This is a genomic window from Pseudomonas sp. NFACC41-3 (genome assembly GCF_900109505.1).
Lineage (GTDB): Bacteria > Pseudomonadota > Gammaproteobacteria > Pseudomonadales > Pseudomonadaceae > Aquipseudomonas > Aquipseudomonas chlororaphis.
Genome location: NZ_FOAE01000003.1, coordinates 743,134 through 769,522, shown reverse-complemented (window position 1 = coordinate 769,522; position 26,389 = coordinate 743,134). Strand labels below are relative to the sequence as shown.

The following is a 26,389-nucleotide window of genomic DNA, read 5'->3' as shown; positions in this document are numbered from 1 at the left end:
GACCGCTTCTAAGGAGCAGTCATGAGTTATGTGATCGACCGACGTCTCAATGGCAAGAACAAAAGCACGGTAAACCGTCAGCGGTTTCTGCGGCGTTATCGTGACCACATCAAGAAGGCCGTCGAAGAGGCGGTCAGCCGCCGTTCCATCACTGACATGGAGCATGGCGAACAAATCAGCATTCCAGGCCGGGATATCGATGAACCGGTGCTCCATCATGGGCGCGGCGGCAAACAGACCGTGGTGCACCCGGGAAACAAGGAGTTCACGGCCGGCGAGCACATCGCACGCCCTCAAGGCGGTGGTGGCGGAGGTGGCCGGGGCAAGGCCGGCAATTCCGGCGAAGGCATGGACGAGTTCGTTTTCCAGATTACCCAGGAAGAATTCCTCGAGTTCATGTTCGAAGACCTGGAACTGCCGAACCTGGTCAAACGCAACCTGAGCGGAACCGACACCTTCAAGACCGTCCGGGCCGGGATCAGCAACGAAGGCAATCCCTCGCGCATCAACATCATTCGAACCCTGCGCTCGGCCCATGCCCGGCGCATCGCCCTGTCCGGCAGCAGCCGGGCAAAACTGCGCGAAGTCAAAGAGGAACTTGAACGCCTGAAACGCGAAGAACCGGACAACTTCGGCGATATTCAGGAAATGGAAGCGGAAATCGAGCGTCTCAGCGCCCGTATCCATCGGGTGCCGTTCCTCGACACCTTCGACCTCAAGTACAATCTGCTGGTCAAACAGCCCAACCCCAGCTCCAAGGCCGTGATGTTTTGCCTGATGGACGTTTCCGGCTCCATGACCCAGGCCACCAAGGACATCGCCAAGCGCTTCTTCATCCTTCTGTACCTGTTTCTCAAGCGTAACTACGACAAGATCGACGTAGTGTTCATTCGCCACCACACCAGTGCGCGTGAAGTGGACGAGGAGGAATTCTTCTACTCCCGGGAAACCGGTGGCACCATCGTCTCCAGCGCCTTGAAACTGATGCAGGAGATCATGGCCGAGCGCTATCCGAGCAACGAGTGGAACATCTACGCCGCCCAGGCTTCCGATGGCGACAACTGGAACGACGACTCGCCGATCTGCCGCGACATCCTGATCAACCAGATCATGCCTTTCGTGCAGTACTACACTTACGTGGAGATTACCCCGCGCGAACATCAGGCCCTGTGGTTCGAATACGAGCGCATCGCCGAAGCCTTTTCCGATACTTTCGCCCAGCAGCAACTGGTCTCGGCCGGAGATATCTATCCGGTCTTCCGTGAACTCTTCCAGCGCAGGTTAGTGACATGACCGCCAGAGAGCAGAAACGCCAACCTATCTCCACCGGTTCGGAATGGACGTTCGAGCTGATCCAGGCCTACGACCGCGAAATCAGCCGTATCGCGGCGCGTTACGCCCTGGATACCTATCCCAACCAGATCGAAGTGATCACCGCCGAACAGATGATGGACGCCTACGCCTCTGTCGGCATGCCCCTGGGTTATCACCATTGGTCCTATGGCAAACACTTCCTTAGCACCGAAAAGTCCTACAGCCGCGGCCAGATGGGGCTGGCCTACGAGATCGTGATCAACTCGGACCCATGCATTGCCTACCTGATGGAAGAAAACACCATCTGCATGCAGGCACTGGTAGTGGCCCATGCCTGCTATGGCCATAACAGCTTCTTCAAGGGCAACTATCTGTTCCGCACCTGGACGGATGCCAGTTCGATCATCGATTACCTGGTGTTCGCCAAGCAGTACATCATGCAGTGCGAAGAGCGTCACGGCATCGACGCCGTGGAGGACCTGCTGGACTCCTGCCATGCCCTGATGAACTACGGGGTGGACCGCTACAAACGTCCTTATCCGATCTCCGCGGAAGAAGAGCGACGTCGGCAAAAGGACCGGGAAGAACACCTGCAGAAACAGATCAACGACCTGTGGCGCACCATTCCCAAAGGCACGGACAAGTTCAGCGACAAGGACAACGCGCGCTTCCCCGCCGAGCCGCAGGAAAACATCCTGTACTTCATCGAGAAGCACGCGCCTCTGCTGGAACCGTGGCAGCGGGAAATCGTGCGGATCGTGCGCAAGATCGCCCAGTATTTCTACCCGCAACGCCAGACCCAGGTGATGAACGAAGGCTGGGCAACGTTCTGGCACTACACCCTGATGAACGACCTGTATGACGAAGGCCTGGTGACCGACGGCTTCATGATGGAATTCCTCGCCTCCCACACCAGCGTGGTCTTCCAGCCTGGCTTCGACAGCCCTTACTACAACGGCATCAACCCCTACACCCTCGGTTTCGCCATGTACCGCGATATCCGGCGCATCTGCGAAGAACCGACTGAAGAAGACCGTCGCTGGTTCCCGGAACTGGCCGGGACCGACTGGCTTTCCAGCATCAAGTTCGCCATGAGCAGCTTCAAGGACGAGAGTTTCATCCTGCAGTACCTGTCGCCCAAGGTGATCCGCGATCTCAAGCTGTTCAGCATCCTGGACGACGACCAGAAAGACGACTTGCTGGTACCAGCCATTCATGACGAAAGCGGCTATCGAGTCATCCGCGAAACCCTTGCAGCCCAGTACAACCTGGGTAACCGCGAGCCCAACGTGCAGATCTGGAGCATCGATAGACGGGGCGACCGCTCGCTGACCCTGCGCCACCAACAGCACGACCGCAAACCATTGGGTGACTCCACCGACGAAGTCCTCAAGCACCTGCACCGGCTATGGGGGTTCGACATCCATCTGGAAACCCTGCAGGGCGACCAGGTGATGAAAACCCATCACGTACCGCCAAGAAGCGATCACAACGAAGGGGACTATGGCCGCCTGGACCTGGCTGTCATCCACCTCTGAGCGCATGACAAACCTCCGAAAGCTCGGCGCAAGGGTTATTCTGTCGGGCTAACGGAGGTTTTTTATGCAGATTTACAAGGTCGGCGGTGCGGTACGCGATCGCCTGCTGGGCAAACCGGTAACCGACATCGACTGGGTGGTAGTCGGTGCCACGGCCGAAGAAATGCTCGCCAACGGCTTTCGGCCGGTAGGCTCAGACTTTCCGGTCTTTCTTCACCCCAAGAGCGGCGAGGAATATGCCCTGGCCCGCACCGAACGCAAAAGCGGTCGGGGTTATGGCGGCTTCACCTTTCACGCCAGCCCCGAAGTCACCCTCGAAGAAGACCTGATCCGCCGCGACCTGACAATCAACGCCATGGCGGAAGACGACCATGGCGTGCTGACGGATCCATATCACGGCCAGCAGGATCTGGAAAACCGCCTGCTGCGCCATGTTTCCCCCGCATTCGCCGAAGATCCGCTGCGTGTCCTGCGCGTTGCCCGCTTTGCTGCTCGCTACGCTGGGCTCGGTTTCCGGGTGGCGCCTGACACCCTCGAATTGATGCGCCAGCTCAGCGAATCAGGCGAACTGGAAGCCCTGACGCCGGAGCGCAGCTGGAAGGAAATCTCCCGCGCACTGATGGAAGATCACCCCCAGGTGTTCATCCAGGTGCTGCGCGACTGTGGAGCGCTCAAAGTCCTGCTGCCTGAAATAGAGGCGCTGTTTGGCGTTCCGCAACCCGCCGCCCATCACCCGGAGATCGACAGCGGTGTGCACACACTGAGCGTTCTCGAGCAGGCGGCACTGCACAAGCAGCCATTGAGCGTGCGCTGGGCGTGCCTGTTGCACGACCTGGGCAAGGGCCTGACACCGCAAAGTGAATGGCCACAGCACATCGCACACGAGCACAAGGGCCTGAAGCTGATCAAGTGCGTCAACGAACGCTTCAAGGCGCCACGCGACTGCCAGGAACTGGCGCTGCTGGTGGGTCAGTACCACACCCATGGCCATCGCGCCCTCGAACTGAAACCTTCGACACTGGCGGAGCTGCTGCAAAGCTTTGACGTGTACCGTCGGCCGCAGCGGTTCGAGGAGTTTATCGCCGCCTGTGAAATGGATGCTCGCGGTCGTCTCGGATTGGAGGAGCACGCCTATCCCCAGGCGGACTATTTGCGCGGCGCGGCCACCGCAGCACGAACGGTAGCGGTGCAGCCGCTGCTGGAGCAGGGATTCAAGGGGCCGGAGTTGGGAGAGGCGCTGAAACGGGAGCGACTGAAGGCGCTGAAGGCCTACAAGGAACAGCACCCGCGGTAAGAAACATCACGAGCTAGCTCCACTGTAGGAGCTAGCTTGCTCGCAAACCGATAGCAATCAGCCAGAGCTATCCCAGCTCCGGTGGCGTCAGCTGCCTGCCCCGCCACTCAAAGGCCACGGGCGCCAGCACCTGGTCGATTTGGGCTTCGCGCCAGAGGGTGGCGAAGTCCTGTCCGGCCAGCGGATGAACCCTTTCCGGCGCCATCAGCGACAAGGGCCAGAGCACAAAGGCATTCTTCAGAATCTCGGCGCGCGGCAGGATCAAGCCGTCGAAATTGCCCACCAGATCGCCGTACAGCAGCACATCGATATCCAGCGGCAGGCCCTTGCGGTCCGGGGCATAACGACCGTTGTCCGCTTCGATGAACTTCAACCGACGATCCAGTTCCATCAGTGGCAAATCGGTAAAGGCCGAAACCACCAGATTGAAGAAAGGCCCGCTCTTGATCCCGACCGGCTGGCTTTCGAACACTGCCGAGCAGCGCATGTCCTGCAGGAAGCCCGCCAGGGCATCGAGCCCGGCCAGCAGATGGGTTTCGCGCTCGATATTGCTGCCGAGCCCAAGAAATACCTGAGTTAGCGACATCCGCGCTCGATCTCCACGCCCACACCTTTGGCGGCCGCAACAGCACCGGGTTTGGTCAGCTTGAGGTGCAACCAGGGAATATGGAACTCGCTCATCAGGACTTCAGCCAGACGCTCGGCAAACGTTTCCACCAGCTGGAATTGCGCCTGTTCAGCAAACGCCTGGATCCGCGAAGACACGCTGGCGTAGTCGAGCGCCAGGGTCAGGTCGTCACCAGCCGCGGCCGGGCGGTTGTCCCAGGCGAAGCTCAGGTCAAGGCGCAGGCACTGTCGGATGCCTCGCTCCCAGTCGTAGGCACCGATCACCGTGTCGACTTCCAGACCCTCGATAAACACTCTGTCCAAGCACTCTTCTCCGCAGCACGACAAGGGCGCAATGCGCCGTTAGAATCAGGGCGTCCTCGCCCGGAATAGTTAGCATGTTTTGGTTACTGGCGATCTTCGCCTACCTGCTCGGCTCGCTGTCCTTCGCCATCTTGCTCAGCCGCCTGACCGGTAAACCCGATCCGCGAATGAGTGGCTCGGGCAATGCCGGCGCCACCAACATGTTGCGCCTGGCCGGCAAGAAACTTGCGGTACTGACCTTGCTCGGCGATCTGCTCAAAGGGCTGTTGCCCGTGCTGATCGCCAGTTTCGCAGGCCTTTCGCTCCAACAACAGGCCTGGATCGGGCTCTACGCCGTACTGGGCCATCTGTTCCCGGTGTACTTTCGCTTTCGCGGCGGCAAGGGTGTCGCCACCGCCGCCGGGATGCTGCTGGGGCTTTATCCGCCAGCGGCGCTCCTGGCCATTGCCGCCTGGCTCCTGACCTTCTACCTGACCCGCACCAGCTCGCTGGCGGCCTTGATCGCCACGCCCCTGACCCTGCCATTGCTGGCCTGGCAGGCGCCGGCGGCGCTACTGCCGATGAGCGTGCTCACACTGCTCATCGTCTGGCGCCACCGCGGCAATCTACGCGACCTGTTTGCCGGGCGCGAACGGCATTTCTGAATCCTGAAGATGAACCGGGCTCAGGTCGGGAAATTACCGACTCACAACGGCGACAACTGCTCCATCGGCCAACGCGCCTGCACACTGATCGCCAGGCTCTCCTGCTGACCGGCCTGCAAACGCTGGCAACCGGCAAACGCGATCATCGCGCCGTTATCGGTACAGAACTCAGGACGGGCGTAAAACACATTCCCCTTCATCTCGCCGAGCATTTTTTCCAGCGACGTGCGCAGAGCCTTGTTGGCGCTCACGCCACCAGCAATGACCAGACGCTTGAGTCCGGCCTGCTTCAAGGCTCGCTTGCATTTGATGGTCAGAGTTTCCACCACCGCCTGCTGGAAGGCGAGCGAGATGTCGCAACGGGTTTGTTCGCCGTCGTCCCCAGCGCTGACACATTGCTGCCAGGTATTCAGGGCAAAGGTTTTCAAGCCACTGAAGCTGAAATCCAGCCCTGGACGATCGGTCATCGGCCGCGGGAAAACAAAGCGCCCGGCCACACCTTGTGCGGCCAGGCGAGCGATTTCCGGACCGCCCGGATAATTCAGGCCGATCATCTTCGCCGTCTTGTCGAAGGCTTCACCGGCAGCATCATCCAGGGTTTCGCCCATCAGCTCGTATTGGCCGATGCCATCGACCCGCACCAGCTGCGTATGACCACCGGAAACCAACAAAGCGACGAACGGAAATTCCGGCGGTTGTTCTTCCAGCATAGGGGCCAGCAGGTGCCCTTCCATATGGTGCACACCCAGCGCCGGGATCCCCCAGGCGAAGGCCAGCGCCTGGGCGCAGGAGGCGCCCACCAAAAGGGCTCCGACCAGGCCCGGGCCAGCGGTATAGGCAATGGCGTCGATTTCGGTCGGCACACAGTCCGCCTCGGCCAGAACTTGGCGAATCAGCGGCAGCATGCGCTTGACATGGTCGCGAGAGGCCAGCTCCGGCACCACACCACCATAGGCCCGATGCAGGTCGATCTGACTGAACAGCGCATCGGCCAGCAGGCCCCGTTCGCTGTCGTAAAGCGCGACGCCGGTTTCGTCGCAGGAAGTTTCTAATCCCAGTACTAGCATGGGTTTGCGCCTTGTAGAGGCTAAATTCGAAGGCGCGCATAATAGTCGCCACTCCCTCAGCCGACCAGCGGTTTTCGATCAGAGGCTTTGCATTCCGAGCGATGAGGGGTTAACATCCGCAACCCTTAAAAACCGACGACCTCAGCCGCGATTTTTGCGACGAGAACGTTGACCCCGGTAATGAATGAAGGTAGCTCTGGATGCCAGCCGTCAAAGTTAAAGAGAACGAACCCTTCGACGTAGCTCTGCGTCGTTTCAAGCGCTCCTGCGAAAAAGCCGGTGTTCTGGCTGAAGTTCGTAGCCGCGAATTTTACGAGAAGCCGACTTCCGAGCGTAAGCGCAAAGCAGCTGCTGCTGTTAAGCGTCACGCCAAGAAAGTTCAGCGCGAACAGCGCCGCGCCGTACGTCTGTACTAATACACAGACGTTCGCTGCAAGCTTCTGCCAAGCCCGGCCCTCAGCCGGGCTAATGGCATTTGCGGACAACGCTTGATGCTTCACCGTCAACGCCGCGCATGCGACCGAGACAATCCGCTTCACCACGTCAGACCTGGCTTCCTGCCAGCGGTGCACGTCTCTTCTGACGAGCCTTCCAAGGCTACTGACGAGCACATTTTTATTCTGATTCCTCAACAGACTCAGCCCAAGGCGCCCTTCTCCAGCGCCCGCTTATGAGCCATCCGAGACCTGTCGGACTCAGAGCAATATCTTCAAATAGTCGAAGACTGATTGAAACTAACGTCAGTGGACTTTCGGCAGATACACTTCCCGATAGCGATCAAGCCGACGACAGATGGTCGAACGCGCAGCCGTTGCGTCTCGAGCAGCCCACTTTCGAAGCCTTCGCATTGGTCCAATTCTTTCGCGCAGTGATGACGAGAACGCCATGGCCGGGCTGATTCCCCAGAGCTTTATTGACGACCTTCTGAACCGCACCGACATCGTCGATGTTGTCAGCTCGCGCCTGCAGATGAAAAAGGCCGGCAAGAACTACACCGCCTGCTGCCCGTTCCACAAGGAAAAGACCCCCTCCTTCAGCGTCAGCCCTGACAAGCAGTTCTACTACTGCTTCGGCTGTGGCGCGGGCGGCAACGCCCTCGGCTTCATCATGGACCACGACAACCTGGACTTCCCCCAGGCAGTCGAGGAACTGGCCAAAGCCGCCGGCATGGAGATCCCGCGCGAGGAAAGCGGCCGTTCGCACAAGCCCCGGCAGCCAACCGACTCGCCGCTCTATCCGCTGCTGACCGCCGCCGCCGATTACTATCGCCAAGCCCTGAAAAGCCATCCGGCCCGCAAGGCCGCGGTCGATTACCTCAAGGGGCGCGGCCTGACCGGCGAGATCGCCCGCGACTTCGGCCTCGGCTTTGCACCGCCCGGCTGGGACAACCTGTTCAAGCACCTGAGCAGCGATACCCTGCAGCAGAAAGCCATGATCGACGCCGGTCTGCTGATCGAAAATGCCGAAACCGGCAAACGCTATGATCGCTTTCGCGACCGGGTGATGTTTCCGATCCGCGACAGCCGCGGCCGGATCATCGCCTTTGGTGGCCGGGTACTGGGCGACGACAAACCGAAGTACCTGAACTCGCCGGAAACGCCGGTTTTTCACAAGGGCCAGGAGCTTTACGGCCTGTTCGAAGCCCGCAAGAACAACCGCAACCTCGACGAAATCATCGTCGTCGAAGGCTACATGGACGTGATTGCCCTCGCCCAACAAGGCCTGCGTAACGCCGTTGCGACCCTGGGTACCGCCACCAGCGAAGAACACCTCAAGCGCCTGTTCCGTATCGTGCCCAGCGTCCTGTTCTGTTTCGACGGCGACCAGGCCGGGCGCAAGGCCGCCTGGCGCGCGCTGGAGGCAACCCTGTCCAGCCTGCAGGACGGTCGCCGGGCGCGTTTTCTGTTTCTTCCCGAAGGGGAAGACCCGGACACCCTGGTCCGCTCCGAAGGCACCGACGCCTTTCGCGCACGCATCAATCAACACGCTCAACCGCTGGCCGATTACTTCTTCCAGCAACTGACGGACGAAGCCGATCCACGCTCGCTCGAGGGCAAGGCCCACCTGGCCACCCTGGCTGCACCGTTGATCGACAAGGTCCCCGGAGCCAACCTGCGGACCCTGATGCGCCAGCGCCTCAGTGAAATTACCGGGCTCAACAACGAAACCGTCAACCAGTTGGTGCACAGCGCCCCACAAGAAGCGCCACCGGCGTACGACGCCGGCATCGATTACGACGCCATGCCGGACTATGCCGACTACCACGAGCCGCAAGAGGCCTATGTGCCGCAGCAGGAGTGGACGCCGAAGAAAAGCGGTGCCGGCGGCAAGAAGTGGGAGAACAAGCCTTGGGACAAAAAGGGCAAGCGTAATGGCGATCGTGATCAACCACGTGCCCCGCGCGTTCCGGCCGCCGTCGAACCTCCTACACTGTCAGCCCTTCGAACATTGCTGCATCACCCGCAACTGGCCGAGAAAGTTGAAGACGCCGGGCATTTCGCCGCCGACGACAACACCAATACCCAGTTGCTGGTCGCCCTGATCGAAGCCGTGCAGAAAAATCCTAAGCTACGCTCTATTCATCAACTGATGGCGCGCTGGCACGGCACGGAGCAGGGCCGCCTGATCAAGGCGCTGGCAGAAAAGGAATGGTTGATTGAGGGCGATAACCTTGAACAACAGTTTTTCGACACCATTAAAAGCTTGTCCGCTCGCCAAAGTGAGCGTGCTTTGGAACAACTTCTCAGGAAATCGCGTCAAAGTGAATTGAGTGGCGAAGAAAAAATTCAGCTACTTGAGCTTTTAAAACGCAATGTTCCCGCATCAAACCCGACCTCAACTGGCGCGTGAGGTCATAGCTCGGGTATAATCCTCGGCTTGTTTTTTGCCCGCCAAGACCTTCAGTGGATAGGGTGTTATGTCCGGAAAAGCGCAACAGCAGTCTCGCCTCAAAGAGTTGATCAGCCGTGGTCGTGAGCAGGGTTACCTGACTTACGCGGAGGTCAACGACCACCTGCCGGAGGATATTTCAGATCCGGAACAGGTGGAAGACATCATCCGCATGATCAACGACATGGGGATCAACGTATTCGAGAGTGCTCCGGATGCGGATGCCCTTTTGTTGGCCGAAGCCGATACCGACGAAGCAGCAGCTGAAGAAGCCGCCGCAGCGTTGGCGGCTGTGGAAACCGACATTGGTCGCACTACCGACCCAGTGCGTATGTACATGCGCGAAATGGGTACGGTAGAGCTGCTCACACGTGAAGGCGAAATCGAAATCGCCAAGCGTATCGAAGAGGGCATCCGTGAAGTGATGGGCGCGATCGCGCACTTCCCTGGCACGGTTGAGCACATCCTCTCCGAATACACTCGCGTCACCACCGAAGGTGGTCGCCTGTCCGACGTCCTGAGCGGTTACATCGACCCGGACGACGGCATCGCGCCGCCTGCCGCCGAAGTACCACCGCCTGTCGATGCCAAGGCCGCGAAAGCGGACGACGACACCGACGACGATGACGCCGAAGCCAGTGACGACGAAGAAGAAGCCGAAAGCGGTCCGGATCCGGTCATTGCAGCCCAGCGCTTTGGCGCCGTTGCCGACCAGATGGAAATCACCCGCAAGGCGCTGAAAAAGCACGGTCGTGAACACAAGCAAGCCCTGGCTGAAATGCTGGCCCTGGCTGAACTGTTCATGCCGATCAAACTGGTTCCGAAGCAATTCGAAGGCCTGGTTGAACGCGTTCGTAGCGCCCTGGATCGCCTGCGTCAGCAAGAGCGCGCGATCATGCAACTCTGTGTTCGTGATGCTCGCATGCCACGCGCCGACTTCCTGCGCCAGTTCCCTGGCAATGAAGTGGACGAAAGCTGGTCCGACGCACTGGCCAAAGGCAAGGCCAAGTACGCCGAAGCCATCGGTCGCCTGCAACCGGACATCATCCGTTGCCAGCAGAAGCTGACCGCGCTCGAGACCGAGACCGGCCTGACGATCGCCGAGATCAAGGACATCAACCGTCGCATGTCGATCGGCGAGGCCAAGGCCCGTCGCGCGAAGAAAGAGATGGTCGAAGCCAACTTGCGTCTGGTGATCTCCATCGCCAAGAAGTACACCAACCGTGGCCTGCAGTTCCTGGACCTGATCCAGGAAGGCAACATCGGCTTGATGAAAGCGGTAGACAAGTTCGAATACCGTCGCGGCTACAAGTTCTCGACTTATGCCACCTGGTGGATCCGTCAGGCGATCACTCGCTCGATCGCCGACCAGGCCCGCACCATCCGTATTCCGGTGCACATGATCGAGACGATCAACAAGCTCAACCGTATTTCCCGGCAGATGCTGCAGGAAATGGGTCGCGAACCGACCCCGGAAGAGCTGGGCGAACGCATGGAAATGCCTGAGGACAAGATCCGCAAGGTATTGAAGATCGCTAAAGAGCCGATCTCCATGGAAACCCCGATCGGTGATGACGAAGACTCCCATCTGGGCGACTTCATCGAAGACTCGACCATGCAGTCGCCAATCGATGTCGCCACCGTTGAGAGCCTCAAGGAAGCGACTCGCGAAGTACTCTCCGGCCTCACTGCCCGTGAAGCCAAGGTGCTGCGCATGCGCTTCGGCATCGACATGAATACCGACCACACCCTCGAGGAAGTCGGTAAGCAGTTCGACGTTACCCGTGAGCGGATTCGCCAGATCGAAGCCAAGGCACTGCGTAAGCTGCGCCACCCGACGAGAAGCGAGCACCTGCGCTCCTTCCTCGACGAGTAATACCAAGACCCCCAGCCCTGCTGGGGGTCTTGTTTTGTGCAGTTTAAAACTCCCCGCGCCTCACTCCCTCCGGATTGCCCGTCTACACTCGAAACATTCCCCCGTGTCATAACGAGACCGTTATGCCCAGACTGCCGACCGTGCTGGTGCTGTCGCTGCTCGCCTGGACCGCAACGGCCGGCGCGCTGACACTCACCGATGAAGAACGTGGCTGGCTTTCAGCCCATCCGGAATTGCGCCTGGGCGTCGACGCTTCGTGGCCGCCCTTCGAATATCGCGATGAGGAAGGGCGCTACCAGGGCCTTGCGGCGGACTATATCCATCTGATCCAGGATCGCCTGGCGATCACGCTCAAACCGATAGAACCCGCCAGCTGGAGCGAAGTGCTCGAAGCCGCGAAAAAGGGCAAGCTGGACCTGCTGCCAGGCATCATGTCGACCCCGGAGCGGCAAAACTATCTGGCCTTCACCCGTCCGTACCTCGACTTCCCCATCGTGATCCTGGCCCATAAAGGCGGCGCGCAACCTCGCAAGCTCCAGGACCTGTACGGCCTGAAGATCGCCGTCGTGGAGAATTACGCCCCCCATGAACTGCTACGCACCCACCATCCCGACCTGAACCTGGTTGCCCTGCCCAATGTGAGTTCGGCCTTGCAGGCGCTGGCCCTCAATCAGGTCGATGCCGTGGTCGGCGACCTGGCTTCCAGTGTCTGGAGCCTGCGGCAGCTGAAGCTGGATGGGCTCTATGTCAGCGGCGAGACGCCCTACCGCTATCAGCTGGCCATGGGCGTCCCCCGCGACAGCAAGATACTGGTAAGCATTCTCGACAAGGTGCTGGCTGACATAAGCCCAGCGGAGGTCAACGAGATCCAGCAGCGCTGGGTGGGCAATGTGCTCGACCACCGTTCGTTCTGGTCGGACCTGCTGTTCTATGGCCTGCCAGGGCTGCTCCTGCTGTTTGCCATTCTGGCGGCAGTGATCCGCATCAATCGCCGGCTGAGCTCCGAGATCGCAAGGCGCGTGGCCCTGGAACAGGAACTGCGTAGCAGCGAATACCATTACCGCGGCCTGGTCGAAAGCCTTTCGGCGATCGCCTGGGAAGCGCGCATCAGCGACTTCACCTACAGCTACGTGTCGCCCCATGCCGAGCAATTGCTGGGCTATCCCCTTTCGCACTGGCTGATTCCCGGATTCTGGAGAAACATCATCCACCCCGCCGACCTGACGCGCGCCCAGCACTTCTGCGACCACGAAGTCCTGGCCGGGCGCGATCACAGCCTGGATTACCGAGTAATCACCGCCGACGGCCGCTGCCTGTGGGTTCGCGACATCGTCAGCCTGATCGAGCATGGGCATGAACCGATCATGCGCGGCCTGATGATCGACATCAGCGAGACAAAACGCACCGAAGAGGCCCTGCAGCTCTCGGAACAGAAATTCGCCTCGGTCTTCCAACAGTGCCCGGACATCCTGGTCATTGCCCGCCTGTCGGATGGCTGCTTGCTGGAGGTCAACGAGGCGTTCGAAGAACAGATCGGCCTGAGTGCCTCGCAAGTCGTGGGCCAGACGGCCACCGAGCTGAATATCTGGGGTATTCAGGGCGTCGGCCCGGGGCTGCTGCAACGCTTGCAGGCCGGCAGTATCCGTAACCTGGAAATGCCCTTTCGGCGCAGCAACGGCCAGCTGTTCACCGGGCTGATCTCCGCCGAACCCTTCGACCTCGACACTACGCCCGCCCTGGTCGTGGTGGTTCGCGACATCAGCCAGTTGAAGGAAACCCAACAGCAGCTGCAAACCTCAGAAGAGAAGTTCGCCAAGGCTTTTCACGCCTCGCCGGACGGCCTGCTGCTAAGCCGCCAGCGCGACGGCTTGCTGATAGAGGTCAACGAAGGTTTCAGTCGTATCACCGGCTTCAATAGCGCCATGTCCGTCGACCGTTCCACGCTGGAGCTGGGCATCTGGGTCAACCTCAACGAGCGCCGGCAGATGCTCGACCTGATGCAGCGGGATGGCTTCGTACGCGACTTCAGCTGCCATATTCGCCGCAATGACGGTCAGATCCGCCTCTGCGAGCTCTCGAGCCGGCCGCTGCCGATCGGCGACGAAGACTGCATGCTGACCATCGCCCGCGACATCACCGAGCGCCACCTGATGCAGGAGAAGCTGCAACAGGCCGCCACCGTGTTCGAGAGCACCGCTGAAGGCGTACTGATCACCGATACCCAGCAGCACATCAGCGCGGTCAATCGGGCATTCACCGAAATCACCGGCTACAGCGAAACCGAAGCCCTGGGCCACACCCCGCGCCTGCTGGCTTCCGGCCTGCATGACAGCGCCTTTTACGCCGCCATGTGGCACCAACTGACCGCCGAAGGTCATTGGCAAGGGGAAATCTGCAATCGACGCAAAAATGGCGAGCTGTATCCCAGCTGGCTGACCATCAGCGCGGTGCGCAACAAAGACCGGTTCATCACCCACTTCGTCGCGGTATTCGCCGATATTTCCAGCCTCAAGCACGCCCAGGCCAAGCTCGATTACCAGGCGCACCATGATCCGCTGACCGGCCTGCCGAACCGCACCCTGTTCGAAAACCGCCTGCTGACCGCCCTCAACAACCAGCAGGAGAACGGTGGCCAGGGCGCCGTGCTGTTTCTCGACCTGGACCGCTTCAAGCACATCAACGATAGCCTCGGCCACCCGGTCGGCGACCTGCTGCTCAAGGGCATTGCCGTGCGCCTGAAAGAACAGCTGCGGGATATCGACACCGTGGCCCGCCTGGGTGGCGACGAGTTCATCATCCTGCTACCCGGACTGCAGCAGCCCAGCGATGCCGACCACATCGCCAACAAGCTGCTGAACTGCTTCACCGCGCCGTTCCAAGCCGGCGAGCACGAGTTTTTCATCAGTGCCAGCATCGGTACCAGCCTCTACCCCAAGGACGGTTGCGACGTGGCCACCCTGGTCAAGAATGCCGACGCCGCCATGTACCGCTCCAAGGCCAAGGGTCGCAACCGGGTCGAAAGCTACACCCGCGACCTGACCGCCCAGGCCAGCGAGCGCGTGGCCCTGGAATATGAACTGCGGCGAGCCATCGAGCGCAACGAGCTGTATCTCTACTACCAACCCAAGATCAGGCTGGGCGACCACGAACTGGTAGGCGCCGAAGCCCTGATCCGCTGGCATCACCCGACCTTTGGCGATGTCCCGCCCGAGCACTTCATCCCCCTGGCCGAAGAGAACGGCATGATCCTGCAGATCGGCGACTGGGTGCTGGAACACGCCTGCCAACAGTTGCGCAAGTGGAACGAGCGCTACGACAGCTTCGGCCCGCTTTCGGTCAACCTCGCCGGCGCCCAGTTGCGCCAGCCGAACCTGCTGGGGCGGATTGAACAATTGCTGAAAGACAACCGCCTCAAACCCGGCTTCCTGCAGCTGGAAATCACCGAGAATTTCATCATGAGCCAGGCCGAGGAAGCCCTGGAGGTCCTGCACCAGCTCAAGCGCCTGGGCGTTCAGCTGGCCATCGACGATTTCGGTACCGGCTACTCGTCCCTGAGCTACCTCAAGCGCCTGCCGCTGGATTTCCTGAAAATCGATCAATCCTTCGTCCGCGGCCTGCCCGACGACCCCCATGATGTGGCGATCGTGCGAGCCATCATCGCCCTGGGCCGCAGCATGCAATTCACCGTGATCGCCGAAGGCGTGGAAACCCATGACCAGCAGGTATTCCTCGGGAACGAAGGCTGCGAACAGATCCAGGGCTACATCATCAGCCTGCCGCTGAGCGCCGACGAATTCGCCGCGACCTTTCTACGCCTTCCCGTTTCGGATTTTTCGGATAGCACAGCCGAGAAACCGTCGCTATAATCCGCGGCCTACTGAGGGCCTATAGCTCAGTCGGTTAGAGCAGAGGACTCATAATCCTTTGGTCCACGGTTCGAGTCCGTGTGGGCCCACCACCTTGAAAGCCGCGCATTGCGCGGCTTTTGCGTATTCAACGCGCTGCAAATCCCGCCATTCGGCCGCCAGGCCGGCAAAGCGCCCGATCGTTTTTTCCAAAAAATCAGCCCTACCGCACAACTATTAAAAACCGCGACGGTCATAACCGTTCGGAAGTCGTGCATGGCCTTCGTTTGGTCCTAAACTGCACTTCTATGAATGGGGGAGAGCCTGTCCTTTCCCCGACGCGATGCACCACTTAAGCCACCCCATAATAATCAGAGTGGCCTGATGATTCGGACACAACACATGGAAGTAGTATCTACGGCGCCTTCGCCTGGCCGGGCAACGGGTTTTGCACGTTGCCGAAATATTCAGCAAGGCCCTGTTTTCATCATTGCATCCGGTAGTTCGGCAAAGGACTTCCCTATCGAAGCCTTCTCGAACATCCCGATGATCACCATGAACGGGGCCATCTCGATGTTCCGTGGCACCGGCATACAGCCCTTTTTTTATGTCTGCACCGACACCAGCTTCTCCCTCCAGCAACCCGAGCTCTTCACCCAGGCAATGGCTGTCAGTCAGCATGTGGCGCTCTGGGAAGAACATGCCCGCACTGTTCCAATCCAGCCTCGCGGCGAGCTGTTTCTGCTGAAGAAGGCGCCACGACAGACCTGGACGCAGCGGTTGCTCAGGAGCAACCGCGACCTGGTTCGCCCTCCCCTGTTCTGGGGCAACAGGAGCCGGACCATCGGCTTCAGCAAGAATCTCGAACTGGGTTTCTTCGACGCCCGCACGGTGGCTTATCTGGCACTGCAACTCGCCTATCACGCCGGCTTCAATACGGCGATCCTGGTGGGCGTCGACCTGAATCCTGCCCAGGGGCGTTTTTATGAAACGCCAGATACCTTCAAGTCGCCCTGCGGCCTGGACCAGCACCTGCAATCGCGGATCCTGCCGTCCTTGAAGCTGATGTCGGACAAGGTCATGGGCAAGGATTTTTCGGTCTACAACCTGTCCCCCACGTCGAGCATCCCTACTTCGATCATTCCCAAGATCAGTCTCGACGAACTCGACAAGCTGGTTAATCGCTGAGCACTTCATGCTCGGACGGATTGTATTCGCCCACAAAAAAACCGCGCCTTGCGCGGTTTTTCTGTAAGGCCAGGATCAGCCGTTATTCGGGCAATGCATAAGCGATCACATAGTCCCCACGGTCCGGCGACTGACGCGCGCCGCCTGCGGTCAGCAGGATGTACTGCCGGCCGGTCTTGGGCGAAACGTAGGTCATCGGCCCCGACTGGCTGCCCACCGGCAGGCGGGCTTTCCAGATTTCGTTGCCGTTGCCGGTATCGAAGGCGCGCAGGTAGAAGTCCTGGGTGCCGGCGAAGAACAACAGGCCGGACTGGGTTGCCAGGGACGCCCCCAGGGTCGGCATGCCGATCGGGATTGGCATGTGCATGCGAATACCCAGGGGACCGGTGTCTTGCACGGTACCGACCGGCACCTGCCACACCAGCTTCCTGGTTTTCAGGTCGATGGCCGACATGGTGCCGAACGGTGGCTTCTGGCACGGAATACCGGCAGGCGAGAGGAAACGCTGGCGCATCGCCCCAAACGGCGTGCCGTCCTGGGGCACTACGCCCATTTCGATACCGCTGGCCCCGGCCGCGATCTGCGCCCGCGGGATCATGTAGTTGGCCAGGCCCAGGCGCATGTCGTTGACGAACATATAGTTGCTGTTCGGGTCCACCGACACGCTGCCCCAGTTCATGCCGCCCAGGGAGCCCGGGAACTGCAAAGCATGATCCAGGCCCGGCGGGGTGTAGACACCTTCATGGCGCATGCCCTTGAACTGGATACGGCACATCAACTGGTCAAATGGCGTGGCGCCCCACATGTCCGACTCGGTCAGGGTCTGGTTGCCGATCGACGGCATCTCCACCGAGAACGGCTGGGTTGGCGAGTAGCGTTCGCCCGGCATATTGCCCTGCGGCACCGGACGCTCTTCCACCCGGGCGATAGGCACGCCGGTTTCGCGGTTGAGCAGGAAGATCTCACCCTGCTTGGTGACCTGCGCCAGCGCCGGCTGCACCCCGCCCTTGTCGTCCGGCAGGTCGTACAGCAGCGGCTGCGCCGGCAGGTCGAAGTCCCACAGGTCGTGGTGAGTGGTCTGGAAGTGCCAGCGCACCTGACCGGTCTTCACATCCAGGGCGACGATGGACGAACTCCACTTGTCGTCGAACTCCGTGCGCTGGCCAGCGAAGAAGTCTGGCGTGGCGTTGCCGGTTGGCAGGTAGACCAGGCCGAGCTTGGCGTCATAGGACATGGCCGACCAGACGTTCGGCGTACCGCGGGTGTAGGTCTCGCCCGCCGGTGGACGCTTGGTGGTGTTCGGGTTGCCCGGATCCCAGGCCCAGACCAGCTCGCCGCTGCGCACGTCGAAAGCGCGGACCACGCCCGGTGGCTCGCCGATGGAGTAGTTGTCCGCCACCCGGCCGCCGACGATGACCACATTGCCGGCCACCAGCGGGGTCGAGGTCTGCTGGTAGTAGCCAGGCTTCACTTCGCCCATGTCGGTTTTCAGGTCGACCGTGCCTTTGTCGCCGAAGTCTTCGCACGGCTTGCCGGTTTGCGCGTTGATCGCGATCAGTCGCGCATCGCCGGTCGGCAGGAACAAACGCTTGGTGCAGGCGGCCGGAGCAGCCGGAGCGGCCGTTACCTCGGCGCCAGGCTCGGCGGAGGCATCGAAGTAACCCAGGCCGCGGCACCGCTGCCAGTTAGGCGCCGAGCCTTGTGGATCGAACTTCCAGCGTTCGGCGCCGGTGTCGGCGTCCAGGGCGAACACCTTGCCGTAGGCGGTGCAGGTATAGACCGTGTCACCGATCTGCAGCGGTGTGTTCTGGTCTTCGGCGCCCGCGCCGGTGCTTTGCGGAATATCGCCGGTGCGGAAAGTCCAGGCCACCTGCAACTGGTCGATGTTGCCCTTGTTGATCTGGTCCAGCGCGGCAAAACGATTGCCGGCGGTGGTGTTGCCCCAATGGGCCCAGTCTTTCTGCTCGGTACCTGGAGCCACAGGCTTGATCGCCGGCTCGCTGCTGGCCTTGACCACATGGGTCGGCACAAACATGTAGGCCAGGGTCGCCACGACGCCAATGCCCAGCACACCCGCCAGGCCATAAGCGCCACGCCCGGCGGTCGCGCCCGAAGCCCGCACCAGGGTCGGGTAGATCAGCGCCACCACCAGGCCGATAACGGCGAAGGTCAGCACCCGCGAAACCAGCGGCCAGTACTCCAGCCCGGCATCCCAGACCGCCCAGATCGCCGTCAGCACCAGCGCCACCCCATACAGCCAGGCACCGCGCGGGTTACGCCGGGCGATCAGCAGCCCGGAAACGATCATCGCCAGGCCCATCAGCAGGAAGAACCAGCTGCCGCCCAGGCTGACCAGGTACCCACCCCCGCCGGCCAGCCCCAGACCGATCAGGGCGATCAGGACACCCAGCGCCCACAACAACCATTTGCTGCCGGTGGCAGCCCCAGAATTATTCATGTCGGAAATTTCTCCCATTCTTTGCGTGGCGCAAGAATGTACTAACCAGTTACTTATGACAACTTGTCGCAGGCAATTCGTGGCAAAAAATCTCATCTGTGCTACTGAGCCTAGCCGTCATAGCGCAGTCCGCAGCCAATACGCCATGCCACGAGCATCGCCCCCAGCGAGCCTGTAACATGCTCGGCCACCGTTGCCCGCGCCGGAGTTCACCTTGTCTGACAGCCGCCCTCCCGTCCTCGACGAAATCGACCGCCAACTGATCGCGGCCCTGCAGATCAATGCCCGCGAAAGCGTGGCCATGCTCGCCAGGCAGCTGGGGATCGCCCGTACCACCGTGACCTCGCGCCTGGCGCGGCTGGAAAAGGCGCGGGTGATTACCGGTTATGGCGTGCGCCTGGGTCAGCGGGTCATCGATGGCGGCTTGCAGGCCTACGTCGGGATCAAGGTGCAGCCGCGTTCCGGCAAGGAGGTCCTGCGGCGCCTGAGCGCCATGGCCCAGGTCCAGCAGCTCTGCGCGGTCAGTGGGGAATTCGACTATGTCGCCTGGCTGCGCACCGATTCGCCGGAACAGCTGGACCAGTTGCTTGACCAGATCGGCAGCGTCGACGGTGTGGAAAAGACCACCACCTCGATCATTCTCAGCAGCAAGATCGACCGTGGGCAGCCCGTCTGAAGGTTTTTCCAGGCACGGTAACCCGCTGTTTTGCGAGCGCTTCGCGCTCGATCGCAGCCTTCGGCAGCGGCTACAGAGATTTCTCGTCAGTTAGCTAAAAAACATCGTCAGATTGAAATAAAATCATTCAAAACGACGACACTTTGCGTCTTATTAACGTAAGCAACGCTCCCTAGAATGGCTGCCATCTTTTCCTATACTCAGCGCTCTGCTCGAGTCGCCAGCAAGGTCAGCCATGAACAAGAACAATCGCCATCCTGCAGACGGTAAGAAACCCATCACCATTTTCGGCCCGGACTTCCCGTTCGCCTTCGACGACTGGATCGAGCACCCCGCCGGCCTGGGCAGCATTCCCGAAGCCAACCATGGCGCCGAAGTGGCGATTGTCGGTGCCGGTATCGCCGGGCTGGTGGCGGCCTACGAGCTGATGAAGCTGGGCCTCAAGCCCGTGGTGTACGAAGCCTCGAAAATGGGCGGCCGGCTGCGCTCCCAGGCGTTCGAAGGCGCCGAAGGGATCATTGCCGAACTGGGCGGCATGCGCTTTCCGGTGTCCTCCACGGCCTTCTATCACTACGTCGACAAGCTGGGTCTGGAGACCAAACCCTTTCCCAACCCGCTGACCCCGGCTTCCGGCAGCACGGTGATCGACCTCGAAGGCCAGACTCACTACGCGCAGAAGCTCGCCGACCTGCCGGCGCTGTTCCAGGAAGTGGCCGACGCCTGGGCCGATGCCCTGGAAGACGGTTCGCGCTTCAGCGAAATCCAGCAGGCCATCCGCGAGCGCGACGTACCGCGCCTCAAGGAATTGTGGAACACCCTGGTGCCGTTGTGGGACGACCGCACCTTCTATGACTTCGTCGCCACCTCGAAGGCCTTCGCCAAGCTGTCGTTCCATCACCGCGAAGTGTTCGGCCAGGTTGGTTTCGGCACCGGCGGCTGGGATTCGGATTTCCCCAATTCGATGCTGGAAATCTTCCGTGTGGTGATGACCAACTGCGACGATCACCAGCACCTGGTGGTCGGCGGTGTCGAGCAGGTGCCGCTGGGCATCTGGCGCCATGTGCCGGAGCGCTGCGCCCACTGGCCACAAGGCACCAGCCTCAGCTCGCTGCACCATGGCGCGCCGCGTCCCGGGGTGAAACGTATCGCCCGAGCCGCCGATGGCCGCTTCAGCGTCACCGACAACTGGGGCGATACCCGCGAATACGCAGCAGTGCTGACCACCTGCCAGAGCTGGCTGCTGACCACCCAGATCGAATGCGAAGAGTCGCTGTTCTCGCAGAAGATGTGGATGGCCCTGGACCGCACCCGCTACATGCAATCGTCGAAGACCTTCGTCATGGTCGACCGGCCGTTCTGGAAAGACAAAGACCCGGAAACCGGTCGCGACCTGATGAGCATGACCCTCACCGATCGCCTGACTCGCGGCACCTACCTGTTCGATAACGGCGACGACAAGCCTGGGGTCATCTGCCTGTCCTATTCGTGGATGAGCGACGCCCTGAAGATGCTGCCGCACCCGGTGGAAAAACGGGTCAAGCTGGCCCTCGACGCCCTGAAGAAGATCTACCCGAAAGTCGATATCGCGGGACGCATCATCGGCGATCCGATCACTGTGTCCTGGGAAGCCGATCCGCACTTCCTCGGCGCGTTCAAGGGCGCGCTACCCGGCCACTACCGCTATAACCAGCGCATGTACGCGCACTTCATGCAGGACGACCTGCCCGCCGAGCAGCGCGGTATCTTCATTGCCGGCGACGATGTGTCCTGGACTCCGGCCTGGGTCGAGGGCGCGGTACAGACCTCGCTCAACGCGGTCTGGGGCATCATGAAGCACTTCGGCGGGCAGACCCACGCCGAAAACCCGGGCCCGGGCGACGTGTTCCACGAAATCGGCCCCATCGCCCTGGCCGACTGAAACCCTGTAGCCGCTGCCGCTGGCTGCGATCGAGCGCAACGCTCGTCGCCTTTGAGCAGCCCGCGGCAACGGCTACAGTGACAGTCCAGCGCACAGAGGAGTCATCACCATGCGTGTAGCGCTTTATCAATGTGCCCCACAACCGCTGGATGTCGCCGGCAACCTGCAACGCCTGCAGAAGGTCGCCGTGGAAGCTTCCGGCGCCGACCTGCTGGTGCTGCCGGAGATGTTCTTGAGCGGCTACAACATCGGCGTAGAAGCGGTGGGCGCCCTGGCCGAGGCCCAGGATGGCCCGTCGGCACAATACATCGCCAATGTCGCCCAGTCGGCGGGTATCGCGATTCTGTATGGCTACCCGGAACGCGCCGACGACGGCCAGATCTACAACGCCGTGCAACTGATCGACCGCAACGGCCAGCGCCTGTGCAACTACCGCAAGACCCACCTGTTCGGCGATCTCGACCGCTCGATGTTCAGCGCAGGTCCAGACGATTTCCCCCTGGTGGAACTCAACGGCTGGAAGCTCGGTTTCCTGATCTGCTACGACATCGAATTCCCGGAGAACGCCAGGCGCCTGGCGCTGGCCGGGGCCGAACTGATTCTGGTGCCCACCGCCAACATGCTGCCTTACGACTTCATCGCCGATGTCACCGTGCGTTCGCGCGCCTTCGAAAACCAATGTTATGTGGCCTACGCCAACTACTGCGGCCACGAAGACGAGATCCACTACTGTGGCCAGAGCAGCATCGCCGCCCCCGACGGCCAGCGGATTGCCCTCGCCGGGCTGGATGAAGCCCTGATAACCGGCACGCTGGACCGTCAGTTGATGCTCGATTCCCGCGCCGCCAACCGCTACTTCCATGACCGTCGCCCGGAGCTTTACGACGACCTGAACAAGCGCTGATCCGGGGTTATCCGCTAGCATGGGCGCTTCACTGTTCTGGAAGTGCTCATGCCCGCGCTGAACCACCCTCTGCCTCATCGGGAAACCCTGGCCAACGGCCTGCGGGTTTCACTTCACCATGTCCCTCGATTGAAGCGCTGCGCGGCAGCCCTGCGGGTCTCGGCCGGCAGTCACGACGTACCGCTGGCCTGGCCCGGGCTGGCGCACTTTCTCGAACACCTGCTGTTTCTCGGCACCGAGCGTTTTCCCGCGCAACAGGGCCTGATGGCCTATGTGCAACGCCACGGCGGCCAGGTGAACGCCAGCACCGGCGAACGCCACACCGACTTCTTCTTCGAACTGCCCCCCGCGGATTTCGCCGGCGGGCTGGAGCGCCTGGCCGACATGCTCGCCCACCCGCGCATGAGCCAGGAAGACCAGTTGCGCGAGCGCGAGGTGCTGCACGCGGAGTTCATCGCCTGGTCGCGGGATGCCGCGGCGCAACGGCAATTGGCCTTGCTCGACGGCCTGTCCACGGAGCATCCCCTGCGGGCGTTCCACGCCGGCAATCGCTACAGCCTCAACGTGCCGCGCCCGGCGTTTCAACAGGCGTTGCAAGCCTTCTATCAGGCTCACTACCACAGCGGGCAAATGTCCCTGAGCCTGGCTGGCCCACAGTCGCTGGAAGAGCTGAAGGCCCTGGCACAAGGTTTTGGCGCCGTCCTCGCCGTCGGTAAAGCGCAACCGCAAGCAGCCCCGGTGCCCTTGCTGACGTCTGCACAGCAGCATTATCAGCAGCTCGACGGGCGCCACCTGAACCTGCTGTTCGCCTGCGAGCAACTGCCCACGGCCGCCCGCGAAGCGCTGGATTTTCTCTGCACCTGGCTGGCCTGCGGCAAATCCGGCGGGCTGCTGGCCATGCTCAAGGAGCGCAAGCTGGTCGAAGGGTTGAAGGCCGCGCCGCTGTATCAGTTTGCCGGCCAGGCGCTGCTGCATATCCAGTTCGACTTGACCGAGCAAGGCGCCCAACAGCCGGAGCAGGTGAGTGAGTTGTTCTTCGATTGGCTGGCCTTTTTCAGCAGCCAGGACGACTGGCCGGCACTGCGCGACGAATACGCCCTGCTGCAACAGCGCCAACGCCAGGTCGCCAGCGCACTGGCGTTGGCAAGACTGAACAACGAGCAGTTGGAACCGCAGCTGTCCGACCGCGGCGTCACGGCCCTCAAGGCCCTGCTGTCGCAGCTTCAAGCCCCGTCGGCAGCCAGCGACATCAGCTGGCAACTGCCTGCGCCCAATCCGTTCCTGCGCAGCTCGGCGCCAGCCGCCCGGGCCGGCCTGATTCGCGGGCAAACCAGCGCCCACCGCGGCTTGCGCACCTTCGCCCAGGATCGCTTGCGGCAGCGTCGCGAATCCTCGGCGATGACCTTCAGCCAAGCCATCGCCGACGACGCTGGCGAGGCGGCCCTGTACTTGCGCTGGCGCCTGCCAAGCGTGTTGCCGCAGGAGCTGCGCAACCGCTTGCAAAACCACCTGAGCAACCTGCGGGATGACGGACTTCAGGCGGGCGTCGAGCTGTCCCTAGGTGTCTCGGGCAACCAGTGTTTGCTGACGCTGAAGGGGCTTTCCGAACCGATGCCGGCCATGCTCCAGCAGGCTCTGCTGGAACTGAGCGAACCCGGCGCGGCGTTCTGGCAAATCCCCCCAACTGCTCCCGCGCCGCTGTTGCCGATCCGCCAATTGCTTCAGGAACTGCCCGAGCGCTGCCTGGACATACCCGCCAGCGAGGAGCCGCATCCACTGGATGAACAAGGCTGGCAAACGCTGTGGGAGGGCGCCCACTGGGATGGCCTGGCCATCGGCCTGGCCCATGCCCAAAGCGCGATCAGCGCGGCATTGAGCAAAGCCCCGGGCACCGCCGACAGCCAGCTTTCTGCGCCACCCTCGATAGCCGCGCAGCAGCACTGGAATGAGGTCGCAACCAGCTCCGGGGGCGAGCAGGCCCTGCTGCTGTTTTGCCCGGCACCGGACACCACCCTTCAGCAGGAAGCCGCCTGGCGACTATTGGGGCAGCTTGGCCAGATGCCGTTCTATCAGCGCCTGCGGGTCGAGTTGCAACTGGGCTATGCAGTGTTCAGCGGTGTGCGACAGATCAATGGCCAGACCGGCCTGCTGTTCGGCGTGCAGTCTCCCAGCGCGTCACTGAGCGAGATCCTCGAGCATATCCGGGGGTTCCTGGCGCAGTTGCCCGAGTTGATCGAGGCACTGGAGGACGCCTCCCTGGACGACTTGAAAGCTAACCTGGCCGCCCAGTTCGATGCCCGTGCATTGCCCGTGGCACAACTGGCCGAGCTGCTCTGGCAGGGCCGACTGGCCGGCCATCCGTCGGATTACCTGGAGCAATTGCAACAGGAAATCATGGCGGCGCCCCGGCCACAGCTGTTGCTCGCGGCCGAACAATTGCAGCAGGCGCAAGGCGGCTGGCGCTGCCTGGCCAGCGGTGCCTGCCCGGGCGAACCCTGGCAAGCGGGAAAATGATCGTTACCCTGGCTGCAACGAGCTTTCTTCAACAATTGCAGTCATTCCCCGGGGGGAATTTAGTAAGATAGCCCCCTAAGCATCTGAACATCTCCAGTTGGAGGTGGACTATATGTATAGATCTCAACCGTCCCACCCACCTGAAGGAGCACCTCTATGTCCTGGTCCAAACCGGCTTACACCGACCTGCGTATCGGCTTTGAAGTCACCATGTACTTCGCCAGCCGTTGATTGCCCGCGCAGTGCAACGCCTCGGCTCGCCGGGGCGTTTTTATTTTCAGCTTTAACCTGATGGAGCGGCCATGTTTGTCCAGATTCTAGGTTCCGCCGCCGGTGGCGGTTTTCCGCAGTGGAACTGCAACTGCGCGAACTGCGCGGGCTTTCGCGACGGCAGCCTGCGGGCAAAGGCTCGCACCCAATCGTCGATCGCCATTTCCGATGACGGCGTGAACTGGGTCCTGTGCAACGCCTCGCCGGACATCCGCGCCCAGCTCCAGGGCTTCGCCCCGATGCAACCGGGCCGCGCCCTGCGCGACACCGGGATCAGCGCAATCATCCTGATGGACAGCCAGATCGACCACACCACCGGCCTGCTCAGCCTGCGCGAAGGCTGCCCGCATCAGGTCTGGTGCACCGACATGGTCCATGAAGACCTCAGCAGCGGTTTCCCGCTGTTCACCATGCTCACCCACTGGAACGGCGGGCTGGACTGGAACCGCATCGAGCTCGACCGGAGCTTCACCATCCCGGCCTGCCCGAACCTGCGCTTCAGCCCGCTGCCGCTGCGCAGCGCCGCGCCGCCCTATTCGCCCCATCGCTTCGATCCGCACCCGGGCGATAACATCGGCCTGATCGTCGAAGACCTGCGCACCGGCGGCAAGCTGTTCTACGCCCCGGGGCTGGGCAAGGTCGACGCGGCGCTGCTGGAAATCATGAGCGGCAGCGACTGCCTGCTGGTGGACGGCACCCTGTGGGAAGACGACGAAATGCAGCGACGCGGCGTCGGCACCCGGACCGGGCGGGAAATGGGCCACCTGGCGCAGAACGGCCCTGGCGGCATGCTGGAAGTGCTGGAGCAGTTGCCAGAGCAGCGCAAGATTCTTATCCACATCAACAACACCAACCCGATCCTCGACGAGGATTCCGCCGAACGCGCGGAGCTGGCGCGGCGTAACGTTGAAGTGGCTTACGACGGCATGAGTATCGAGCTGTAATTGCCGGGACCGCTTCGCGGTCTATCGCGAGCAAGCTCGCTCCTACAAAAGATTGCGCTGTCCTGTAGGAGCGAGCTTGCTCGCGATAAGTCCAGAATAGACACCACAGATCCAGGACCT

Annotated in this window: 19 protein-coding genes and 1 tRNA gene; 16 read left to right on the top strand and 4 right to left on the bottom strand. The window is 61.4% G+C overall.

What is annotated here, in order from left to right:
- The first annotated feature begins 21 nt into the window (after positions 1 to 21).
- The 3 genes from BMY68_RS17800 to BMY68_RS17790 all read left to right on the top strand — a co-directional run bounded on the left by BMY68_RS17800 (position 22) and on the right by BMY68_RS17790 (position 4,146).
- On the top strand, positions 22 to 1,293 hold the full coding sequence (locus BMY68_RS17800; RefSeq protein ID WP_007926123.1) for a YeaH/YhbH family protein: 1,272 nt from the start codon (positions 22 to 24) through the stop codon (positions 1,291 to 1,293).
- Complete coding sequence (locus BMY68_RS17795; protein WP_007926122.1) at positions 1,290 to 2,852, top strand: SpoVR family protein; 1,563 nt, start codon at positions 1,290 to 1,292, stop codon at positions 2,850 to 2,852. The genes BMY68_RS17800 and BMY68_RS17795 overlap by 4 nt, the downstream gene beginning before the upstream one ends.
- 64 nt (positions 2,853 to 2,916) lie before the next feature.
- On the top strand, positions 2,917 to 4,146 hold the full coding sequence (locus BMY68_RS17790) for a multifunctional CCA addition/repair protein (RefSeq protein WP_085533134.1): 1,230 nt from the start codon (positions 2,917 to 2,919) through the stop codon (positions 4,144 to 4,146).
- Between the two features lie 67 nt (positions 4,147 to 4,213).
- On the opposite strand, the gene folK is transcribed toward BMY68_RS17790, so the two are convergent.
- Positions 4,214 to 4,732: a 2-amino-4-hydroxy-6-hydroxymethyldihydropteridine diphosphokinase gene (folK, locus tag BMY68_RS17785; protein ID WP_007926120.1), complete on the bottom strand. Its 519-nt coding sequence runs from the start codon at positions 4,730 to 4,732 to the stop codon at positions 4,214 to 4,216.
- The gene (gene folB, locus BMY68_RS17780) at positions 4,723 to 5,076 is read right to left on the bottom strand and encodes a dihydroneopterin aldolase (RefSeq protein WP_007926118.1); all 354 of its coding nucleotides are present in this window, start codon (positions 5,074 to 5,076) and stop codon (positions 4,723 to 4,725) included. Before folB ends, folK begins: the two co-directional genes overlap by 10 nt.
- A 74-nt stretch (positions 5,077 to 5,150) precedes the next feature.
- Here folB and plsY point away from each other — a divergent pair, with 74 nt between their 5' ends.
- Positions 5,151 to 5,720 (top strand): glycerol-3-phosphate 1-O-acyltransferase PlsY, encoded by a 570-nt coding sequence (gene plsY, locus BMY68_RS17775; RefSeq protein ID WP_085533132.1) that lies wholly within the window; start codon positions 5,151 to 5,153, stop codon positions 5,718 to 5,720.
- A gap of 41 nt (positions 5,721 to 5,761) precedes the next feature.
- Here plsY and tsaD read toward each other — a convergent pair whose 3' ends face one another.
- A complete protein-coding gene (gene tsaD, locus BMY68_RS17770; RefSeq protein ID WP_085533130.1) occupies positions 5,762 to 6,787 on the bottom strand; it encodes a tRNA (adenosine(37)-N6)-threonylcarbamoyltransferase complex transferase subunit TsaD in 1,026 nt (341 codons plus the stop codon).
- Between the two features lie 200 nt (positions 6,788 to 6,987).
- Between tsaD and rpsU the strand changes: the two genes are divergently transcribed.
- The 6 genes from rpsU (at position 6,988) to BMY68_RS17740 (ending at position 16,585) form a co-directional block, all read left to right on the top strand.
- The gene (gene rpsU, locus BMY68_RS17765; RefSeq protein ID WP_002551877.1) at positions 6,988 to 7,203 is read left to right on the top strand and encodes a 30S ribosomal protein S21; all 216 of its coding nucleotides are present in this window, start codon (positions 6,988 to 6,990) and stop codon (positions 7,201 to 7,203) included.
- Positions 7,204 to 7,672: 469 nt separating this feature from the next.
- The gene (gene dnaG / locus BMY68_RS17760) at positions 7,673 to 9,637 is read left to right on the top strand and encodes a DNA primase (protein WP_009045891.1); all 1,965 of its coding nucleotides are present in this window, start codon (positions 7,673 to 7,675) and stop codon (positions 9,635 to 9,637) included.
- 67 nt (positions 9,638 to 9,704) lie between these two features.
- Entirely contained in the window at positions 9,705 to 11,552 is a 1,848-nt protein-coding gene (rpoD, locus tag BMY68_RS17755; protein ID WP_007926106.1) for an RNA polymerase sigma factor RpoD, read from the top strand.
- A 122-nt stretch (positions 11,553 to 11,674) separates the two neighbouring features.
- A complete protein-coding gene (locus BMY68_RS17750) occupies positions 11,675 to 15,418 on the top strand; it encodes a bifunctional diguanylate cyclase/phosphodiesterase (RefSeq protein ID WP_085533128.1) in 3,744 nt (1,247 codons plus the stop codon).
- A 15-nt stretch (positions 15,419 to 15,433) separates the two neighbouring features.
- Positions 15,434 to 15,510: transfer RNA gene (locus BMY68_RS17745), tRNA-Ile, on the top strand.
- 289 nt (positions 15,511 to 15,799) lie between these two features.
- On the top strand, positions 15,800 to 16,585 hold the full coding sequence (locus tag BMY68_RS17740; RefSeq protein WP_239694100.1) for a lipopolysaccharide biosynthesis protein: 786 nt from the start codon (positions 15,800 to 15,802) through the stop codon (positions 16,583 to 16,585).
- 82 nt (positions 16,586 to 16,667) lie between these two features.
- Here the strand turns inward: BMY68_RS17740 and BMY68_RS17735 are convergent, their stop codons facing one another.
- Positions 16,668 to 19,043: a glucose/quinate/shikimate family membrane-bound PQQ-dependent dehydrogenase gene (locus tag BMY68_RS17735; RefSeq protein WP_085533124.1), complete on the bottom strand. Its 2,376-nt coding sequence runs from the start codon at positions 19,041 to 19,043 to the stop codon at positions 16,668 to 16,670.
- 214 nt (positions 19,044 to 19,257) lie between these two features.
- Between BMY68_RS17735 and BMY68_RS17730 the strand changes: the two genes are divergently transcribed.
- From BMY68_RS17730 to pqqB, 6 genes are all read left to right on the top strand, one after another.
- Positions 19,258 to 19,719, top strand: a complete 462-nt coding sequence (locus BMY68_RS17730; RefSeq protein ID WP_007926099.1) for an Lrp/AsnC family transcriptional regulator — start codon at positions 19,258 to 19,260, stop codon at positions 19,717 to 19,719.
- A 235-nt stretch (positions 19,720 to 19,954) separates the two neighbouring features.
- A complete protein-coding gene (locus BMY68_RS17725; protein ID WP_062824422.1) occupies positions 19,955 to 21,637 on the top strand; it encodes a flavin monoamine oxidase family protein in 1,683 nt (560 codons plus the stop codon).
- 109 nt (positions 21,638 to 21,746) lie between these two features.
- Positions 21,747 to 22,541, top strand: a complete 795-nt coding sequence (locus BMY68_RS17720) for a carbon-nitrogen hydrolase family protein (RefSeq protein WP_007926096.1) — start codon at positions 21,747 to 21,749, stop codon at positions 22,539 to 22,541.
- Between the two features lie 48 nt (positions 22,542 to 22,589).
- On the top strand, positions 22,590 to 25,055 hold the full coding sequence (pqqF, locus tag BMY68_RS17715) for a pyrroloquinoline quinone biosynthesis protein PqqF (RefSeq protein WP_085533122.1): 2,466 nt from the start codon (positions 22,590 to 22,592) through the stop codon (positions 25,053 to 25,055).
- A 156-nt stretch (positions 25,056 to 25,211) separates the two neighbouring features.
- A complete protein-coding gene (gene pqqA, locus BMY68_RS17710; protein WP_009045898.1) occupies positions 25,212 to 25,286 on the top strand; it encodes a pyrroloquinoline quinone precursor peptide PqqA in 75 nt (24 codons plus the stop codon).
- Between the two features lie 71 nt (positions 25,287 to 25,357).
- Positions 25,358 to 26,269: a pyrroloquinoline quinone biosynthesis protein PqqB gene (gene pqqB, locus BMY68_RS17705; protein WP_053262888.1), complete on the top strand. Its 912-nt coding sequence runs from the start codon at positions 25,358 to 25,360 to the stop codon at positions 26,267 to 26,269.
- Positions 26,270 to 26,389 lie beyond the last annotated feature (120 nt).

Excerpts from the sequence above, each read along its gene's own strand:
- BMY68_RS17800 (WP_007926123.1), top strand. The coding sequence starts at position 22 with ATGAGTTATGTGATCGACCGACGTCTCAATGGCAAGAACAAAAGCACG.
- BMY68_RS17795 (WP_007926122.1), top strand. The coding sequence starts at position 1,290 with ATGACCGCCAGAGAGCAGAAACGCCAACCTATCTCCACCGGTTCGGAA.
- BMY68_RS17790 (WP_085533134.1), top strand. The coding sequence starts at position 2,917 with ATGCAGATTTACAAGGTCGGCGGTGCGGTACGCGATCGCCTGCTGGGC.
- folK (WP_007926120.1), bottom strand. The coding sequence starts at position 4,732 with ATGTCGCTAACTCAGGTATTTCTTGGGCTCGGCAGCAATATCGAGCGC.
- plsY (WP_085533132.1), top strand. The coding sequence starts at position 5,151 with ATGTTTTGGTTACTGGCGATCTTCGCCTACCTGCTCGGCTCGCTGTCC.
- tsaD (WP_085533130.1), bottom strand. The coding sequence starts at position 6,787 with ATGCTAGTACTGGGATTAGAAACTTCCTGCGACGAAACCGGCGTCGCG.
- rpsU (WP_002551877.1), top strand. The coding sequence starts at position 6,988 with ATGCCAGCCGTCAAAGTTAAAGAGAACGAACCCTTCGACGTAGCTCTG.
- dnaG (WP_009045891.1), top strand. The coding sequence starts at position 7,673 with ATGGCCGGGCTGATTCCCCAGAGCTTTATTGACGACCTTCTGAACCGC.
- rpoD (WP_007926106.1), top strand. The coding sequence starts at position 9,705 with ATGTCCGGAAAAGCGCAACAGCAGTCTCGCCTCAAAGAGTTGATCAGC.
- BMY68_RS17750 (WP_085533128.1), top strand. The coding sequence starts at position 11,675 with ATGCCCAGACTGCCGACCGTGCTGGTGCTGTCGCTGCTCGCCTGGACC.
- BMY68_RS17740 (WP_239694100.1), top strand. The coding sequence starts at position 15,800 with ATGGAAGTAGTATCTACGGCGCCTTCGCCTGGCCGGGCAACGGGTTTT.
- BMY68_RS17735 (WP_085533124.1), bottom strand. The coding sequence starts at position 19,043 with ATGAATAATTCTGGGGCTGCCACCGGCAGCAAATGGTTGTTGTGGGCG.
- BMY68_RS17725 (WP_062824422.1), top strand. The coding sequence starts at position 19,955 with ATGAACAAGAACAATCGCCATCCTGCAGACGGTAAGAAACCCATCACC.
- BMY68_RS17720 (WP_007926096.1), top strand. The coding sequence starts at position 21,747 with ATGCGTGTAGCGCTTTATCAATGTGCCCCACAACCGCTGGATGTCGCC.
- pqqF (WP_085533122.1), top strand. The coding sequence starts at position 22,590 with ATGCCCGCGCTGAACCACCCTCTGCCTCATCGGGAAACCCTGGCCAAC.
- pqqB (WP_053262888.1), top strand. The coding sequence starts at position 25,358 with ATGTTTGTCCAGATTCTAGGTTCCGCCGCCGGTGGCGGTTTTCCGCAG.